The sequence below is a fragment of the Streptomyces sp. NBC_00285 genome (assembly GCF_036174265.1).
Classification (GTDB): Bacteria; Actinomycetota; Actinomycetes; order Streptomycetales; family Streptomycetaceae; genus Streptomyces.
Genome location: NZ_CP108055.1, coordinates 3,458,103 through 3,473,087, shown reverse-complemented (window position 1 = coordinate 3,473,087; position 14,985 = coordinate 3,458,103). Strand labels below are relative to the sequence as shown.

General features: G+C 69.8%; 12 protein-coding genes and 1 pseudogene. 5 read left to right on the top strand and 8 right to left on the bottom strand.

The features are described from left to right. The first annotated feature begins 330 nt into the window (after positions 1–330). Positions 331–1,920 carry an alkaline phosphatase family protein gene (locus OHT57_RS16015; RefSeq protein WP_328747087.1) on the top strand — a complete coding sequence of 530 codons (1,590 nt, stop codon included), beginning with the start codon at positions 331–333 and terminating at the stop codon, positions 1,918–1,920. Positions 1,921–2,109: 189 nt separating this feature from the next. Here OHT57_RS16015 and OHT57_RS16010 read toward each other — a convergent pair whose 3' ends face one another. Genes OHT57_RS16010 through OHT57_RS16000 form a run of 3 tightly spaced genes read right to left on the bottom strand, consistent with a single transcriptional unit; the run spans position 2,110 to position 4,994 of the window. After that, complete coding sequence (locus tag OHT57_RS16010) at positions 2,110–3,204, bottom strand: ABC transporter substrate-binding protein (protein WP_328747086.1); 1,095 nt, start codon at positions 3,202–3,204, stop codon at positions 2,110–2,112. 51 nt (positions 3,205–3,255) lie between these two features. Continuing rightward, a complete protein-coding gene (locus tag OHT57_RS16005; protein WP_328747085.1) occupies positions 3,256–4,137 on the bottom strand; it encodes an ABC transporter permease in 882 nt (293 codons plus the stop codon). After that, a complete protein-coding gene (locus OHT57_RS16000) occupies positions 4,134–4,994 on the bottom strand; it encodes an ABC transporter ATP-binding protein (RefSeq protein ID WP_328747084.1) in 861 nt (286 codons plus the stop codon). Before OHT57_RS16000 ends, OHT57_RS16005 begins: the two co-directional genes overlap by 4 nt. A 234-nt stretch (positions 4,995–5,228) precedes the next feature. Between OHT57_RS16000 and OHT57_RS15995 the strand changes: the two genes are divergently transcribed. Together OHT57_RS15995 and OHT57_RS15990 are read left to right on the top strand one after the other, a co-directional pair. Continuing rightward, entirely contained in the window at positions 5,229–6,911 is a 1,683-nt protein-coding gene (locus tag OHT57_RS15995) for a sensor histidine kinase (protein ID WP_328747083.1), read from the top strand. Beyond that, positions 6,908–7,597, top strand: a complete 690-nt coding sequence (locus tag OHT57_RS15990) for a response regulator (RefSeq protein WP_328747082.1) — start codon at positions 6,908–6,910, stop codon at positions 7,595–7,597. The genes OHT57_RS15995 and OHT57_RS15990 overlap by 4 nt, the downstream gene beginning before the upstream one ends. A 36-nt stretch (positions 7,598–7,633) precedes the next feature. Here the strand turns inward: OHT57_RS15990 and OHT57_RS15985 are convergent, their stop codons facing one another. Further along, positions 7,634–8,710 (bottom strand): sodium-dependent transporter, encoded by a 1,077-nt coding sequence (locus OHT57_RS15985; protein ID WP_328747081.1) that lies wholly within the window; start codon positions 8,708–8,710, stop codon positions 7,634–7,636. Positions 8,711–8,825: 115 nt separating this feature from the next. On the opposite strand from OHT57_RS15985, the pseudogene OHT57_RS15980 reads away from it, so the two are divergent. Further along, positions 8,826–9,098, top strand: a pseudogene (locus tag OHT57_RS15980) (hypothetical protein); the annotation flags it as partial. 182 nt (positions 9,099–9,280) lie between these two features. Then, positions 9,281–10,345 carry a LacI family DNA-binding transcriptional regulator gene (locus tag OHT57_RS15975; RefSeq protein ID WP_328747080.1) on the top strand — a complete coding sequence of 355 codons (1,065 nt, stop codon included), beginning with the start codon at positions 9,281–9,283 and terminating at the stop codon, positions 10,343–10,345. On the opposite strand, the gene OHT57_RS15970 is transcribed toward OHT57_RS15975, so the two are convergent. From OHT57_RS15970 to OHT57_RS15955, 4 genes are read right to left on the bottom strand one after another with little or no spacing between them, the layout of a single operon-like run. After that, entirely contained in the window at positions 10,308–11,717 is a 1,410-nt protein-coding gene (locus OHT57_RS15970; RefSeq protein ID WP_443053450.1) for a glycoside hydrolase family 32 protein, read from the bottom strand. The two genes, OHT57_RS15975 and OHT57_RS15970, sit on opposite strands and share 38 nt — an antisense overlap. Continuing rightward, entirely contained in the window at positions 11,714–12,577 is an 864-nt protein-coding gene (locus OHT57_RS15965; RefSeq protein ID WP_328747079.1) for a carbohydrate ABC transporter permease, read from the bottom strand. Before OHT57_RS15965 ends, OHT57_RS15970 begins: the two co-directional genes overlap by 4 nt. Positions 12,578–12,591: 14 nt before the next feature. Continuing rightward, positions 12,592–13,578, bottom strand: coding sequence for a carbohydrate ABC transporter permease (locus OHT57_RS15960; RefSeq protein WP_328747078.1), 987 nt, complete (start codon positions 13,576–13,578; stop codon positions 12,592–12,594). Then, positions 13,575–14,984 (bottom strand): extracellular solute-binding protein, encoded by a 1,410-nt coding sequence (locus tag OHT57_RS15955; protein ID WP_328747077.1) that lies wholly within the window; start codon positions 14,982–14,984, stop codon positions 13,575–13,577. Before OHT57_RS15955 ends, OHT57_RS15960 begins: the two co-directional genes overlap by 4 nt. Position 14,985: the final 1 nt, after the last annotated feature.

Sequence of the window (14,985 nt, the reverse complement as noted above, 5' to 3'; positions counted from 1 at the left end):
ATGGGTGACCATCGACGCGAGGGGTCCCAAAGGCGTGGTGCGGGCGGGGAGGAGGCAGGCCTGGCAGCTTTTGGGCGGGGTGGTGAACAGGCCGGGCTGCTCGCCGGGTCTGTGGACGTCCCTCGGCCTTGAAGAAACGCAGACCTGCTTGATGAAGACACGACCGCTTCTTCCGTGTGCGTTCACACATGCGCCGTTTCCGGTACGCAAGGCGCGCCTCTGATGGGCCGGGCCCTCGCACATCGCCCCAAAGAGCCGGGAGATGCACAGATGTCCAGAAGCCATGTCAGACTCGCAGCCGTTTTCGCTGCTGCCGGAGCCCTGACCGGCGTGACTGCCGTCCAGCCCTCGGCGTTCGCCGCCTCCCACCACCAGGCCCCCGCCAAGCACGTCCTGCTGATCTCGGTCGACGGACTGCACCAGTCGGACCTGGCCTGGTACGTCTCCCGGCACCCGACCTCCGCGCTGGCGCGGCTGGTCGGCGGCGGTGTGGAGTACACCCACGCCAAGACCACCACGCCGTCCGACTCCTTCCCCGGCATGGTCGCCCAGGCGACCGGGGGCGGCCCCGGCACCACCGGCGTCTACTACGACGACACCTACAACGCGGCGCTCCTGCCCGCCGGGACCACCAGCTGCAAGGCCGTCAAGCCCGGTGTCGAGGTGGACCTCACGGAGGACCTGGACAAGAACCAGGCATCCATCGACGCCGGTCAGGGACTCACCGGCCTGCCGGACAGCATCCTGTCGATGACGGGCAACCCGGCGAGCCTGATCGATGCCTCCAAGCTGCCGGTCGACCCCAAGACCTGCAAGCCGGTCTACCCGCACTCCTATCTCAAGGTGAACACCGTCTTCGAGGTGGCCCGCAGCGCGGGTCTGCGCACCGCGTGGTCCGACAAGCACGCGGCCTACGAAATCCTCAACGGGCCCTCGGGCACCGGCATCCAGGACCTGTTCACGCCGGAGATCAACAGCGACGCCCTCGGCTACCCGGCCGGCGACGACTGGACCAAGGACAACCAGGCCACCGAGCAGTACGACGGCTACAAGGTGAAGGCCGTCCTCAACGAGATCGACGGCTACGACCACAGCCGCGCCCACAAGGTCGGCACCCCGGCGATCTTCGGCCTCAACTTCCAGTCGGTCTCCACCGCGCAGAAGCTGCCCGCCTCCGACGGCCTCCAAGGCGGCTACACCGCCAAGAACGTGCCAGGACCGCTGCTGGCGAAGAACCTTGACTTCGTCAATGCGGAAATCGGTGCCCTGACTTCTGAGATCGCCAAGCGGCACCTCGCCGACAGCACCACGGTCATCCTGTCCGCCAAGCACGGTCAGTCGCCCACCGACCCCGCCGCGCTCACCCGGATCGACGACGGCCCGCTGCTGGACGGCCTCAACGCCGCCTGGAAGAAACTCCATCCCGCCGCCGGCGAACTGGTCGCGCACTCCGTGGACGACGACGCGATGCTGCTCTGGCTGACCGACCGCTCACCGGCCGCCACCGAGTTCGCCAAGAGGTACCTGCTGGCGCAGAGCGGCACCGGGACCGACATCAACGCCGCACCCAAGGCCTTCACGCGCAGCGGGCTCGGCAAGGTCTACGCCGGGAGCGCCGCGGCCCGATACTTCCACGTCGAAGCCGGTGACGCCCGTGTCCCGGACATCTTCGGCCTCGCGCAGTACGGCGTCGTCTACACCGGCGGCACCAAGAAGATCGCCGAGTACGGCGGCGCCCACGCTGACGACCTCGACGTCCCGTTGGTCGTGTCCGGCGCCTCGGTTCCGGACGGCGTGCGCGACTCCGCGAGCGTGCAGACCAAGCAGATCGCACCGACGATCCTGAGCCTGCTCGGTCTGAACCCCCGCTCATTGCAGGCCGTGCGCGAGGAGCACACCACAGCGCTGCCGGTCCGCTGACCCGTCCGGCGCGTGGTCGGCGACGAGGGAGTGACAGATCAGCCGACCTCGCTCGTTTCGGGGGTTACGAAAACCCCGGGATGACGACCGCTCGGCGATCGTGACCGAGGACGCCGTAGGCAGGTCGTGCCATGACGGCGGGGCCGCCCAGGTGGATGTCACCTGGGCGGCCCCGTGCCGGGTGGGAGTTCAGCCGGTCGGTCCTGCCGGGGTCGTGGTGGTCTTGAGGCCCTCGGTCTTGTTGGCCTGGAGGGCGAAGTCGTTGGTGAACGTCTTGCTGAGGTCCACCGATCCCGTCACGTTGCCGACCAGTTTCTCCGTCGCCAGGGAGGTCTTCGGACCGCCGGCCGGCATGATGCCGTCCGGGAGGAACTGACCCTTGTCCTCGGTGAGGGCCTGGATGTAGTCGTCCTTGGTCACCAGTTGGTTCGACACGAACGATGTTGGCAGTTTGTTCGCGATGTCGGACGCGCTGTGGGTGTTGATCCAGTGCATGGTGGCGACGAGCGCGTCGACGACTTTCTGCACGGTGTCCTTGTGCGAGTTCACCCAGTCGGTGCGGGCGAGCACACTGGCCGCGGGATAGGCGCCGCCCATCGCCGCCGTGGCACCCTGCGTGGTGGCCAGGTCGATCGCGGAGGTACCGACGCCCTTCTTCTGGATCGCGGCGACCGTCGGCTGCGTCGTCATGACGCAGTCGACCTTCCCGTTCTGCAGCGCGGCGATGGCGGTGGAGCCCGCGCCGACCGCGATCCGGTGGAACTGGCTGGTCTTGATGCCCTTCTTGGCGGCCAGGAACTGGGTGAGGGTGTCGGTTCCCGAGCCCAGGTCGGTGACACCGAGGGTCTTGCCCTTGAAGTCGGCGCCCGAGGTGACGCCCGACTTCTTGGTGCACATCTCGCGCTCGCCCGGCGCACCGGAGAGCTGGACCACGTCCTCGACGGCTTTGCCCTTCGCCTGGAACTCGATGGTGTGGTTGTACCAGGCGCCGGCCATGTCCACCTGCCCCGAGGCCATGGCCTCCTCAGCGCCGACCCCACCGTCCTGCTCGGTGCTGAGCTCGACGTTGACGCCGTACTTCTTGTAGAAGCCCAGCTGCTGCGCGAGCTGGTACGGGAGGTAGATCTGCTTGTCGAGTCCGCCGGCCATGAGCTTCACGGTCGGCGTGCCGCCGGAACCGCCGCTCGTGGTACTGGCGCTGGAGTTGCCCGAGCAGGCGCTGACCGCACCGAGGGCGAGGACGGTGAGGAGAGACGCGGCGACGGCGACGGGTCGTCTGGACATGGCTGGCCACATTCCTTTGCTGAGGTGGAACAGAGGAGGGGAGAGAGGGGGTCAGAGGGCGTTCGACGCCTCGGAGGGGGCCGGCGGGCGCCAGGACAGCAGCCGGCGTTCGAGCTTGCTGATGAGCCACTCGGCGCCGAGCACGATGACCGAGATGACGAGCATCGTGGCGAACACACCGTTGGGGTCGAAGTTGTTCTGCGCGGTCTTGATGACCAGGCCCAGGCCGCTCTGCGCGCCGAGCACCTCGCCGACCAGCGCGCCGACGATGGCGAAACCGAATGCGCTGTGCAGGCTCGCGATGATCCAGGTGAGGGCGGACGGCACGACGACGTGCCGGGTGATCTGCGCCTGCGAGGCGCCGAGCACCTTGGCGTTGGCGAGGATGTTGAGGTCGACCTCACGCACGCCCTGGAAGGCGTTGAAGAAGACGATGAAGAACACCAGTACCGCGGCGAGCAGGATCTTCGGCAGTACGCCGATGCCGAACGCGACGATGAAGATCGAGCCGAGGACGATCCGCGGGATCGCGTTGACCATCTTGATGTAGGGGCCGAGCACGTCGGAGAGGTAGCGGCTCTGGCCGAGGACGACACCGAAGACCACGCCGGTGACGGCTCCGAGGGCGAAGCCGGCGAGCGCCTCCTGGATCGTCGTCCAGATGTTGGCGTAGAAGGATCCGAACTCGGTGCCGTTCCGGAAGAGGTCGACCAGCCGTTTGGCGATGCCGGAGGGCTGCCCGAAGAAGAACGGGTCGACGATCCCCCAGGTGGTGAAGGCCTGCCAGCCGCCGATGACGAGGACCGCGAGGCCGATACGGCCCGCCCACACCAGGGCGACGCGGCGCCGCACAGCGCGCTTGGCGGCGGACGCGCCCGAGCCGTGCGCCATGGCCTTGACGGGAGCGGGCGAAACAGCGGACGTCGTGCTCATGCCGTACCTCCTGCGGTGCGTGCGTAGGCGCGCTCCACCTCCTCGCGCAGCGAGTCCCAGATCTGGTGCTGGAGTTCGATGAACCGTGGCTGGAAACGGATCTCCTGGACCGAGCCGCGCGGGCGGGGCAGGTCGATGTCGAAGACCGCCTTGACCGAGCCGGGGCTGGACGTCATGACGACGACCCGGTCGGCGAGTGCCACTGCCTCGTCGAGGTCGTGGGTGATGAAGATGACCGACGGACGGATCTGCTCCCACAGACCGAGCAGCTCGGTCGACATGATCGCCTTGGTCTGCACGTCCAGGGCGCCGAACGGCTCGTCCATGATCAGGATCCGGGGTTCGTTGATCAGCGCCGCGGCCATCGCCACGCGCTTGCGCATGCCGCCGGACAGCTGGTGCGGGTAGCGGTCCTCGAAGCCCGTCAGCCCCACCCGGCGCAGCCAGTCGCGAGCCGAGGCCTGGGCCTGCTGCCTGGGCACCCGGCGGAAGACCGGGCCCATCAGCACGTTGCCGAGGACGGTCTTCCAGGGCAGCAGCGCGTCGGCCTGGAACATGAAACTGACGCCGTCGGTGACGCCGTTCACCTCACGGCCGCCGACCTTGACCGAGCCCTCGCTGGGCCGGTCGAGCCCGGACACCATGCCGAGCGTCGTGGACTTCCCGCAGCCGGTCGGGCCCACCACGGCGCAGAACTGGCCGGGCTCCACGGTGAACGACACGTCCTGCAGCGCCGTGAACACCTCACCCGCGGGAGTGAGAAATCTTTTGGTGAGTCCGGAAATCTCGACTCGCGCGCTGTCCTGGCCGACTTTGTCGGCGGCCGGGCTCACCGCGGCATCGTTTCGCGAAGGCATCTGAGGCTGTCTCCTTCCTGACCTCGGAGGTCGAGGAAGGCAGACGCTAGAGGCCTGCGGGTGTTACGTCGCTGTTTCATCCGTATCTCGCGTTAGCCGTGTTAGCCATGCTTTTGCTCGTTCTGCTCAGCCGGCCGGGGGTGGGCAGAAGGCCGGTCACGGGGGCACAATCACGCCACCACGGGTACGGCGCAGGGGCCGCGCCCGGGCCCCGCACGACAGGCAGAGACACCCGTGACACGCATCCGTATCCCGATCGGCCGCGGTGGGAAGGGGCGGCTCTCCGCGCGGATTCTGGCCAACCAGCTGATCATCCTGGGGCTGACCGGGGTGATCGGCTTCGTGCTGTTCGCCTTCGCGCAGCGAGGCGAGATCGACCGTGCCTACGAGAAGCGGGCCCTGGCCATCGCCGAGACCACGGCCGCGGAACCGCAGATCCGCCACGCCATGCAGTACGGGGGCGGTGGCGACGTGGTGCAGACGGTGGCCGAGCGGATCCGGAAGGCGTCGGGCGCGTCGTACGTGGTCGTGCTCGACCTGCGCGGCATCCGCCACTCGCACCCCGACCCGGCGCTGGTCGGTGAACCGACGGGGGACCGGATCGTGGTGCTGGACGGCAGGACGCACGTCGGAACCGACCAGGGTGCGACGGGGCGTTCCGCCAACGGCAAGGCCCCGCTGTACGGGCCCACCGGCAAGATGGTCGGCGAGGTGTCCGCGGGGATCCCCGAGCACTATGTGCTGGGTGAGCTGTGGCGTGAGCTGCCCACCTTCGGCCTGTACAGCGCCATCGCCGTCGCGCTCGGCTCGACGGCCGCGTTCTTGCTGGCCAGACGGCTCAAGCGGACGACGTTCGGGCTGGAACTGGAGGAGATCGCCGGGCTGCTGCAGGACCGGGAGGCGATGCTGCACGGAATCCGCGAGGGAGTCGTCGCCTTCGACCCGGACGGCAGGATCACGCTGGTCAACGACGAGGCCCGGGACCTGCTAGGACTCGGCACCGCGCTCGGCAGCACGCTCGCGGAGGTCCTGCCCGACGGGCGGCTGCGCCGCGCCCTGGACGGCACCCTGGCGGGCGGCGACATCAGCGTGCTCACCGACGACCACTGCCTGGTCGTCAACCGGATGCCGGTCGCCTTGCACGGACGGGAGCTGGGTGCCGTGGTCACCGTGCGCGACCGCACCGAGATGGTCGGTCTGTTGCGCGAGCTGGACTCCGTGCGCGGGCTGACGGACGCGCTGCGTGCACAGCAGCACGAGTTCACCAACCGTATGCACACGGTGGCCGGGCTGCTGGACATCGGCGACCACGATGCCGCCTACGAGTTCGCCGTCGACACGGCCGGCGCCGAGCCGGCGCTGACCGAATCCGTACGGGAACGGATCGGCAACCCGCTGCTCGTGGGACTGATCGTCGCCAAGACCACGGTGGCCGCGGAACGCGGAGTGCGGATCGTCCTCAGCGAGGACTCCGCCCTCGGCGAGGACCCGCCGCATCTGCCTCGGCTGCTGACCATCATCGGCAACCTGCTGGACAACGCGATCGACGCGTCCGCGACCGGACCGGTGCCGTCAGGCGGTGCCGAGGTCCGTCTGTCGCTGATCGAGGCCGTCGACGCAGTGCGGGTGGAGGTGGCCGACACCGGCCCCGGCATCCCGCCGGACACCGCCGAGTCCATCTTCGAGGACGGCTGGTCGACCCGCCCGGACCGCGGCACCGCCCGACGGGGCCTCGGCCTCGCGCTCGTCCACAGACTGGTGCAGCGGCACGGTGGCACGATCGCCGTCAGTGCAGGGCCCGGCGCCGTCTTCACCGTGACGCTGCCGGTGCCCGATGCCGCGCCAGGCCCACGGGGCGCCCTGTTCACGACGGCTTCACCGGTACTGAACGGCGTCGCAGGAGGTGATCGCTGGTGATCCGGACCCTGGTGGTGGACGACGACTTCCGGGTGAGCCGCATCCACTGCGACTACGTGTCCCGCGTCAAGGACTTCGAGGTGGTCGGCCAGGCGGCGACGGTGGCCCAGGCACTGGCCGCGGTGCGCGACCTCCACCCCGACCTGCTGCTGCTCGACATCTTCCTGCCGGACGGCAGCGGACTGGACGTGCTGCGCAGGCTGAGCGGCGACGAGGGCGGCGACCGCCCCGACGCCATCATGATCACCGCCGACCGGGACATCACCTCGGTACGGATCGCGATGAAGCTCGGCGCCGTCGGATACCTGGTCAAGCCCTTCGGCGCGCCCGACCTCGCCGAGCGGCTCACCGCCTACCGGGAGCTCCAGCACCGTATGGACGCTCTGGGCACGGTCCCCGAGACCGACCAGGCCGACGTGGACGCCCTGTTCAGCGCCGCCCGGCCGCCGGCCGTGCCCCGCGTCCCGGCGAAGGGGCACTCCGCGCCGACGCTTGCCCTGCTGCACCAGACCCTGCGCGGCGCGCACGACGCCCTGTCGGCTGCGGAGGCCGCCGAACGCACCGGCGTCTCTCGCGCCACGGCTCAGCGTTATCTCTCCTACCTGGTCAGGGAGGGCATGGTCCGGCTCGAACTCCGCTACGGGGCCACCGGCCGCCCCGAGCACCGCTACCGCATCACGCACTGAGCGGACGTTCTTGTTCATCGAGCCTGTCCGCGGTGTTCACGGTGACGCAGGGCAGGGCGGGTGCCGACGGCCCACTGTCCGCACGACCCGGCTCGCGGCTGTCTTCTGCAGCAGCCCGTAGGCGAGCACCGGCAGGAGCAGGTGGGGTTTGTCGGGCAGCGTGGCGGTGATCAGGACCGCGCCTGCGCTGCTGTTGTTCATGCCGCAGGCGAGCGTCAGCGAGGAGGAGGCGGGGCCGTCCAGATGCAGGAGCCGCGCGGCGGTCCGGCCCAACAGGAAGGACAACAGGCAGACGAGCGCAGCCACGGCCAGTGCAGCGGCGAACAGGAGGGGGCGTGGGTGGGTGAGGAACGAGCCCAGGGCACCACTGGCGTTCACATAGGTCAGGACGAGCGATCCGGCCAGCGCCACGGGCACGATCACGCGCAAAGCCCGGCTGAGCCACGCCGTCGGCAGCGCGAGTCGGAACAGGATGCCGACGGCACAGGGGAGGACCACGGTGACGAGGGCGAAGGCGCCGTTGGCCGTGCGGCCGGTCGTTGCGAGCGTGTCCGCGTAGCCGTCGTCGAGGAGCGGCACCAACGTGGTGATGACCAGCGGGATGGTGAGCGGGCTGAGGAGCGTGGAGACGAGGACGAGCCCCACCATGGTGGGTTGGTCGCCGTCACCCTTGCCGGTCCATACGGTGGCTCCGGCGGCCACGGGCATCGCCACGATCAGGATCATCGCGGCGATCAGGCCGCTGCCGCCGTCGCTGTCCGGGGTGCGGTGCAGTCCGAACGCGACGACAGGGATGACCAGGAGCGGGATCACGAGGTGGAGGACCATCCCGGCCAGCAGGGTGGTCGGCTTGCGGAGCAGCCGGCCCAGTTCGCGGACGGGTACCTGGAGCCCGGCGGAGAAGAGCACCAGGGCCAGCAGCAGCGGGGCGGTGCTCACAGGCAGGCCGGTGACGGTGCCGATCGGCACGGTGTGGTCGCGACGCAGCCACAGGCCGGGGGCGGGCAGGAGGAGGGCGGCGACGTAGGACAGCACGACAGCCCGGCCGAGCCGACGGCGCAGCCAGGCCGTCACCGGGTCGGCAGGCGGTGGGGAGGCAGTCGGACGGTTCAAGGCGGCCTTCCTTCATGGCGGCGTGGGGGACGGGGCGGAACGCCGCTATGCAGGAGCCGTGATCACGAGTCGTCATGTCGCTCATAGTGCTCGGGTGAGGCGGATGGGACAGCCGATGACGCACGGCAGTCAGGATGCGTTCAGGTGTCCCGCGGCACGGTCGGGCCTCACGACGTACGAGACCTCACAGACGCCCGGGCCGTCGGAGGCCGACACACAGGTCTCGCCCTCCGGTCGCCGACCGGGCTGGAACAAGGTGCCCGAAGTCACCGTCTTCTTCCGGGTCGTCAAGGTGCTGTGTACGACGGTCGGCGAGACCGCGGCCGACCTGCTCGACGAGAAGGCCGGTCTCGGTCCGACCGGTGTGCCGGTGCTGATGAGCGCCCTGCACCGGCGCCCTCCGCCTCACCGGCCCGGTCCGCGGGGCGGGCCACGACCGGGTGCTGCACACGCCGGCTCACACCGACTGAGTCAGGGCGCCGGAATCTCCCGGTCCGCGGCGGCGGCAGGCTCCGCGGCATCTCCCGCGGGTAGGCTTGGCTGATCAGGCGATGTCGGCGGGGACGAGGCATGGGCGGGGTCGAGAAGGCGCGGGGCGGCGGGGCTGAGCGGGCGACCTCGCGGGACGTCGCCCGACTTGCCGGGGTGTCGCACACGGCCGTGTCCTTCGTCTTCAACGGGCGTGCCCAGGGCAACCTCTCCGCCGAGACACAGGAGAAGATCCGCAAGGCCGCCGCACAGCTCGGCTACCGGCCGAACGCCGTCGCCCGTGGCCTGCGCACGCGTCGTACCGCCGTGATCGGGCTGGTCACGGACGAGATCGCCACCTCGCCGTTCGCCGGGCGGCTGCTGCGCGGGGCCATGGACATGGCGTGGGGCAGTGAGCATCTGGTGCTCACCGTCGACTCCGGGCAGGACCCTCGCGCCGAGGACGCGGCCGTCGCCGAACTGCTCGACCGCAGGGTCGACGGGATCATCTACGCCGCGCTGTCGCTCCGCCGCGCACGAGTCCCGGAAGGGCTGCACGGCACGTTCGCCGTGTTCGCCAACTGTCTCCCCGAGGACGGCTCCCTCCCGGCCGTCATCCCCGCCGAGCGGGCCGGTGGCCGCAGCGCTGCCAGAGTCCTGCTTGACGCGGGGCATCGTCGTATCGCCCTGGTGGGAGGCCTGGAGGACATCGCGAGCGCGGAGCGGCTGCGTGGTTTCCGGGACGCGCTGCGGGCGGTGGGGCTGACGGCCGAGAAGGACTGGGTCGTGCGGACGGGAGGGGAGATCTCCGCCGGGTACGAGGGCGCGCTGCGGCTGTTGGACGGTGTTCCCGCCGACCGGCGGCCCACGGGCATCGTCTGCTACAACGACCGGGTCGCCGCCGGTGTCCTCCATGCCGCCGCGCGCCTGGGCCTCGACGTGCCCGCCGAGCTGTCCGTCGTCGGCTACGACGACCAGGAGCACATGGCCGCCTTCCTCAGCCCGCCCCTCACCACGATCGCTCTGCCCCATCGCGCGATGGGGGAGACGGCCGCCCGTCTGCTCCTGGACGCCATCGACAGCGGGATCGCGCCGCCCGTCACCACCCGGCGGCTGGAGTGCCCCGTCGTCACGCGGGGTTCGGTGGGACCAGCTCCCAGCCCGTGACCTCGACGTCCGTCCCGGACACCGCCAACTCCGCTGTGTCGTCGGCCCGTTGGTACACCCGTTCCGTGGCCGTCGTCCGGTCGCCTGCGAACAGTTCCAGCAGGGAGCCGTCCACCAGGATCCGTACGGTGAGGGTCTCGCCCGGCGTGGTCGGCAGGACCAGGGGGGCCGAGCCGTCCGGGCGGTCGCGTGGCCAGGCCGTGCGGTCCAGGGTCACCGTGCCGGACACCGGGTCGAGCCGCACGGTCAGTTCGGCCCCGGACGCCGCCCGCAGCAGACTCAACGTCGCCGCTGAACGGGCGGTCACCAGCAGGTCGTAGGCGAGGGGGAGTGGCCGGTGCGATCCGGGGGCGGCCGTGAACGGGACGGCAGCTCGCAGGAGTTCGAGCTCCGGAGCCGGTACGACCCGTAACGTGCCGTCCTCGTGGGTGTCCATCACCCGGGGTGCCGTGAGGACGCCGGACCAGCCCGCGCGGGCCGCCTCCTCGGGCGGGCGGGACTCCCAGGACCAGCCCCAGAGCAGGGCGCGGCCGGACTCCGTGTCCTGGAGGACGGAGGGGGCGTAGAAGTCACGGCCGAGGTCCAGCGGGCCGCCGGCCCCGCCTGCCGCGAACCTCAACTCCCCTTCCTGCAACTGGATCAGACGTCCCGTCAGATACGCCGTGCTCAGCGGGTCGCCGTCCCACAGGGCCACCGCCAGCACCCGGTCGCCCCCCGGGGTCTCCCACAGCTGAGGGCACTCCCAGCCGATCGACCGCGAACCGAAGGCACGGACCGCCGCCGCGTCCCGACCGTCCAGCAGGACCCCGGCGAACCGCCAGTCGTACAGGTCCTCACAGTCGTACACCAGGACGGACGGGGTGCCGTCGGCGTGGCCGGCGCCCATCAGGGCCCAGCGGCGTCCGGCGTGGCGGAAGACGAACGGGTCCCGGAACATCGTCACGTCCAGGCCGGGGGGTGGGCCGGCGACCACCGGGACCGGCAGTTGCTTCCACGTCCGGAGGTCGTCGTCCTCGGCCACGGCGAGGCAGATCGTGCTCAGGCCCTGGTGGTTGTGGTCGATCCCGGAGTACACCGCCGTTGGTACGCCACCGTCGTCCACCACGCAGCCGGACCAGCAGCCCGCCTCGTCCGGGCCGTCGGGCGTCGGGCGCAGGGCGATCCCGTGGTCGTCCCAGTGGGCGAGGTCGGGGCTGGAGGCGTGGCCCCAGTGGACGTTCGCATGGACGGGGGCGTCGGGGTTGTGCTGGTAGAAGAGGTGGTAGCGACCGCCCCAACGGAACGGGCCGTTCGGGTCGTTCATCCAGTTGGCCGGCGGGCGGACCCTGAAACGCGGGCAGTTGACGTCGGTCGACCGGCTCACGGAACTCAACGATTGACTCCTGCGGATGTGATGCCCTCACGCAGAGGGCGCTGGCCGACGACGAACACGAGGACGGCGGGGATCATGGAGAGGACAACTCCGGCCAGGACGACGGAGATCGAGCCGGTGCCGAGATTGCCCTGGAGGGAGACCAGCCCCAGGGGCAGCGTGAGGTTCTCGGTGGAGGTCTCCAGGATCAGCGGCCGGAAGAACTCGTTCCAGTGGTAGTTGAAGGCCAGCACGCCGACGATGGCGAGACCGGGAGCCGCCAACGGGGCGTACACCGACCGGAAGACACGCCAGGGACCCGCGCCGTCGATCATCGCCGCCTCGCCCAGATCCTTCGGCATGCCCATGAAGTACTGGCGCATCAGGAAGGTGCCGAAGGCCGTCGGGAAGGCCGGGACGATGAGGCCGAGCAGGGTGTCGGTCAGCCCCATCGTCTTCAGTTCCAGGAAGACCGGGACCATCGTGACCTGCAACGGCACCATCATCGTGGCCAGCACCAGCGCGAACAGCGCCTTCTTGAAGCGGAATTCGAGACGGGCGAAGGCATAGCCCGCCAGGCCCGCGGTGATCATCTGGCCGACCGCGATCAGCCCGGTCACCAGGGTGGAGTTCAGCGCGTACAGCCAGACGTCGATCTGGTCGAAGACCCCGCGGTAGGCGTCGAGGGTGGGGTGCGTGGGGATGATCTTCGGCGGCAGGTCGAAGGACTCCGCCGGTGTGCGCAGTGACGTCGACACCGTCCAGATGACCGGGCCGAGCGTCAACAGGGCGCACAGCGCCAGGCCCGCGATCCGGCCCCAGGGCGCCAGACCGTGCCGTACGCGTGACGCGGTGGGGCTCGTAAGCGAACTCGTACTCATAGGACTCACCCGGCTCACTGGTAGTGGACGTAACGCCGGCTGAGCCGGAACTGGAGTGCGGTGACCGCCATGATCAGGACGAACAGCAGGACACCCACGGCGGACGCCTCACCGAAGCGGAGCTGCTCGAAGGCCGTCTCGTAGATGACCATCACGACCGTGCGCGTCGAGTCGCCGGGGCCGCCCGCCGTGAGGACGTACGGCTGCTCGAAGACCTGGAGGGCGTTGATGATGCCGACCACGGACGCCACAAGCAGCGTGGGCGACAGCAGCGGCAGGGTGATGGCGAGGTGTTTGCGCACCCCGCTCGCGCCGTCCAGCGAAGCCGCCTCGTGCACCTCTTGCGGGATGTTGTTCAAGCCGCCGACGAACAGCAGGAACGAGAAGCCGAACTGCTGCCAGACGTACGCCAGGACCACGGCCGCCATCGCCCCGTTCTCCGAGGTCAGCCAGGGGACCGAGGGGATACCGACCGTGCCCAGGAGCCAGTTCACCGGGCCGAAGTCCTGGTTGAACAGGTACTTCATCACCACCGAGATGGACGCGGCGGACAGCACCAGCGGGAAGAAGAACGCCGAACGGAACACGGACCGCAGCCACTTGGGCATCCGGCCGTTCACCACGATCGCCAGCACGAGCGCGATCAGCAACTGGAGTGCGACCGCGAGCACCATGAAGACGAGCGTGTTGCGGAAGGAGACGAGGACCGTCGAATCGGTCAGGATCTCCCGGTAGTTGGCCGATCCGGCCCACCGCGGGTCGTCGATCACGTCCCACTGGAAGAGGCTGAGGACCACCGAGCCGACGATCGGTACGACCGTGAAGACGACGATGCCGACGACGGTGGGCGCGAGGAACAGTACAGCCAGGAGGCGGGTGCCCCGGGCTCGGATGGTGGTGGCTGCCGTGGACTCGGATGCCTTACCGGTCTGCCCCGTCCTGCGGTTCCTGCGGGTGCGGGCGGGCTCCGGACCCGCGGGCCTGATCTCGGTGTTCGTCACAGCTCACGCTCCATGGCCTTCTCCAGGTCCCCCTGCAGCCGGCGCAGCGCGGGACGCACCGCACCGGGGCTCGCGAGGGCGGTTCCGGTGTGCTTGATCAGCAGCTGCTCGACCTCGTTGACCTGCGGCGGGGCCGGGATCGGGCCGGTGGTGGGAATCTTGTCGAGGGTGTCGTAGAAGACCTGCCAGTGGGCCGGTCCTGTCTCCCGGTAGCGGGCCGCGTCGACCATGGAACGGCGGGCCGGAGTGGTCTGGTTGGCTGCGAAGAGCTGGGTCATCACGTCCTTGCGGGCGGTGTACTTGATGAACTCCCAGGCCTCGTCCCGCATCTTCGACGTGCGCAGCATCGCGTACCCGGCGGCGCCGAACTGGTGACGCCGTGTGCGCCAGCGGGGGAAGTACCGGACGTCGTAGTCGCCCGGTTTCATGCCCGCCTCGTGCAGGCCGCCGGCCCAGAACCCGCCCGCAGGGGTGACACCGACGCGGCCGGTGGAGAAGACGCCGACGAGGTTGCGGCCGTCACCGCCCTCGGGCCGGGTGCACAGGTCGTCCTGGATGAGGGAGGAGAGGTAGTCGTAGACCTCCGCGACCCGGTCGGAGTCCGCCAGGGGTGTCGTCCACCGGTAGCCGCCGCCCCGGCCGCGCCGCTCCGCCTCGGGATAGAAGGAGTTCCAGAGCCAGTTACCGCCGGGGGCCTTGGACTCGGTGAGGAGGTTGGTGCCGTTGGCGAAGAGCCAGGGGACCACTCCACCCCACAGCCTGTTGGTCCAGAAGTACGGGGTGAACCGGTCGCCGTTGCTGCGTTTCATCGCGCGCAGCAGCGCCGTGAAGTCGTCGTGGGTCCAGTCGTCGTCGGGGAGTTCGGCGCCCGCGCGTTCGAGGACCTGGCTGTTGAGGTACATGTCGGCCGCGTTGAACTCGACCGGCAGCTGGTGGAGGCTCCCCTCGTACATCATCGACTCGACCAGCGAGGGATGGACGTCGGCGAAGTACGAGCGCAGCTCGGCCGCGTCCCGCTTCGCCCACCGGTCCAGGGGTACGCCGAGCCGCTGGGCGAAGAGCTGCACGCCCTCGGTGGCGACGTACACGAGGTCGGGTGCCGTGCCCGCGGCGATCTGGGTGAGGATCTTGGAGAAGAAGTCCGACCAGTCGTAGGCCTGCACGGGGTTGATACGGATTTTGATGTCGGGGTGTACCTCGCGGAATCCGTCGCGCAGCGCGCGTTGCGCCTCGGGGTTGAAGGCGGAGCCCAGGGTGGCGATGACGAGCGAGCCGTCGTCGCGGCCGGGGATGTCGGCGGCGGTGAGGCGGTCCCATTCGGTCGCGACACCGGCCAGAGCGGCGGCTCCGGCGCCGTACGCGCCGTAGCGCATCAGGGCCCGTCGGGAGAGGAGCGAGTCGGTCATC

Coding starts and splice junctions, on each gene's coding strand:
- OHT57_RS16010 (WP_328747086.1), bottom strand. CDS start 3,204: ATGTCCAGACGACCCGTCGCCGTCGCCGCGTCTCTCCTCACCGTCCTC.
- OHT57_RS16005 (WP_328747085.1), bottom strand. CDS start 4,137: ATGAGCACGACGTCCGCTGTTTCGCCCGCTCCCGTCAAGGCCATGGCG.
- OHT57_RS16000 (WP_328747084.1), bottom strand. CDS start 4,994: ATGCCTTCGCGAAACGATGCCGCGGTGAGCCCGGCCGCCGACAAAGTC.
- OHT57_RS15975 (WP_328747080.1), top strand. CDS start 9,281: ATGGGCGGGGTCGAGAAGGCGCGGGGCGGCGGGGCTGAGCGGGCGACC.
- OHT57_RS15965 (WP_328747079.1), bottom strand. CDS start 12,577: ATGAGTACGAGTTCGCTTACGAGCCCCACCGCGTCACGCGTACGGCAC.
- OHT57_RS15955 (WP_328747077.1), bottom strand. CDS start 14,984: ATGACCGACTCGCTCCTCTCCCGACGGGCCCTGATGCGCTACGGCGCG.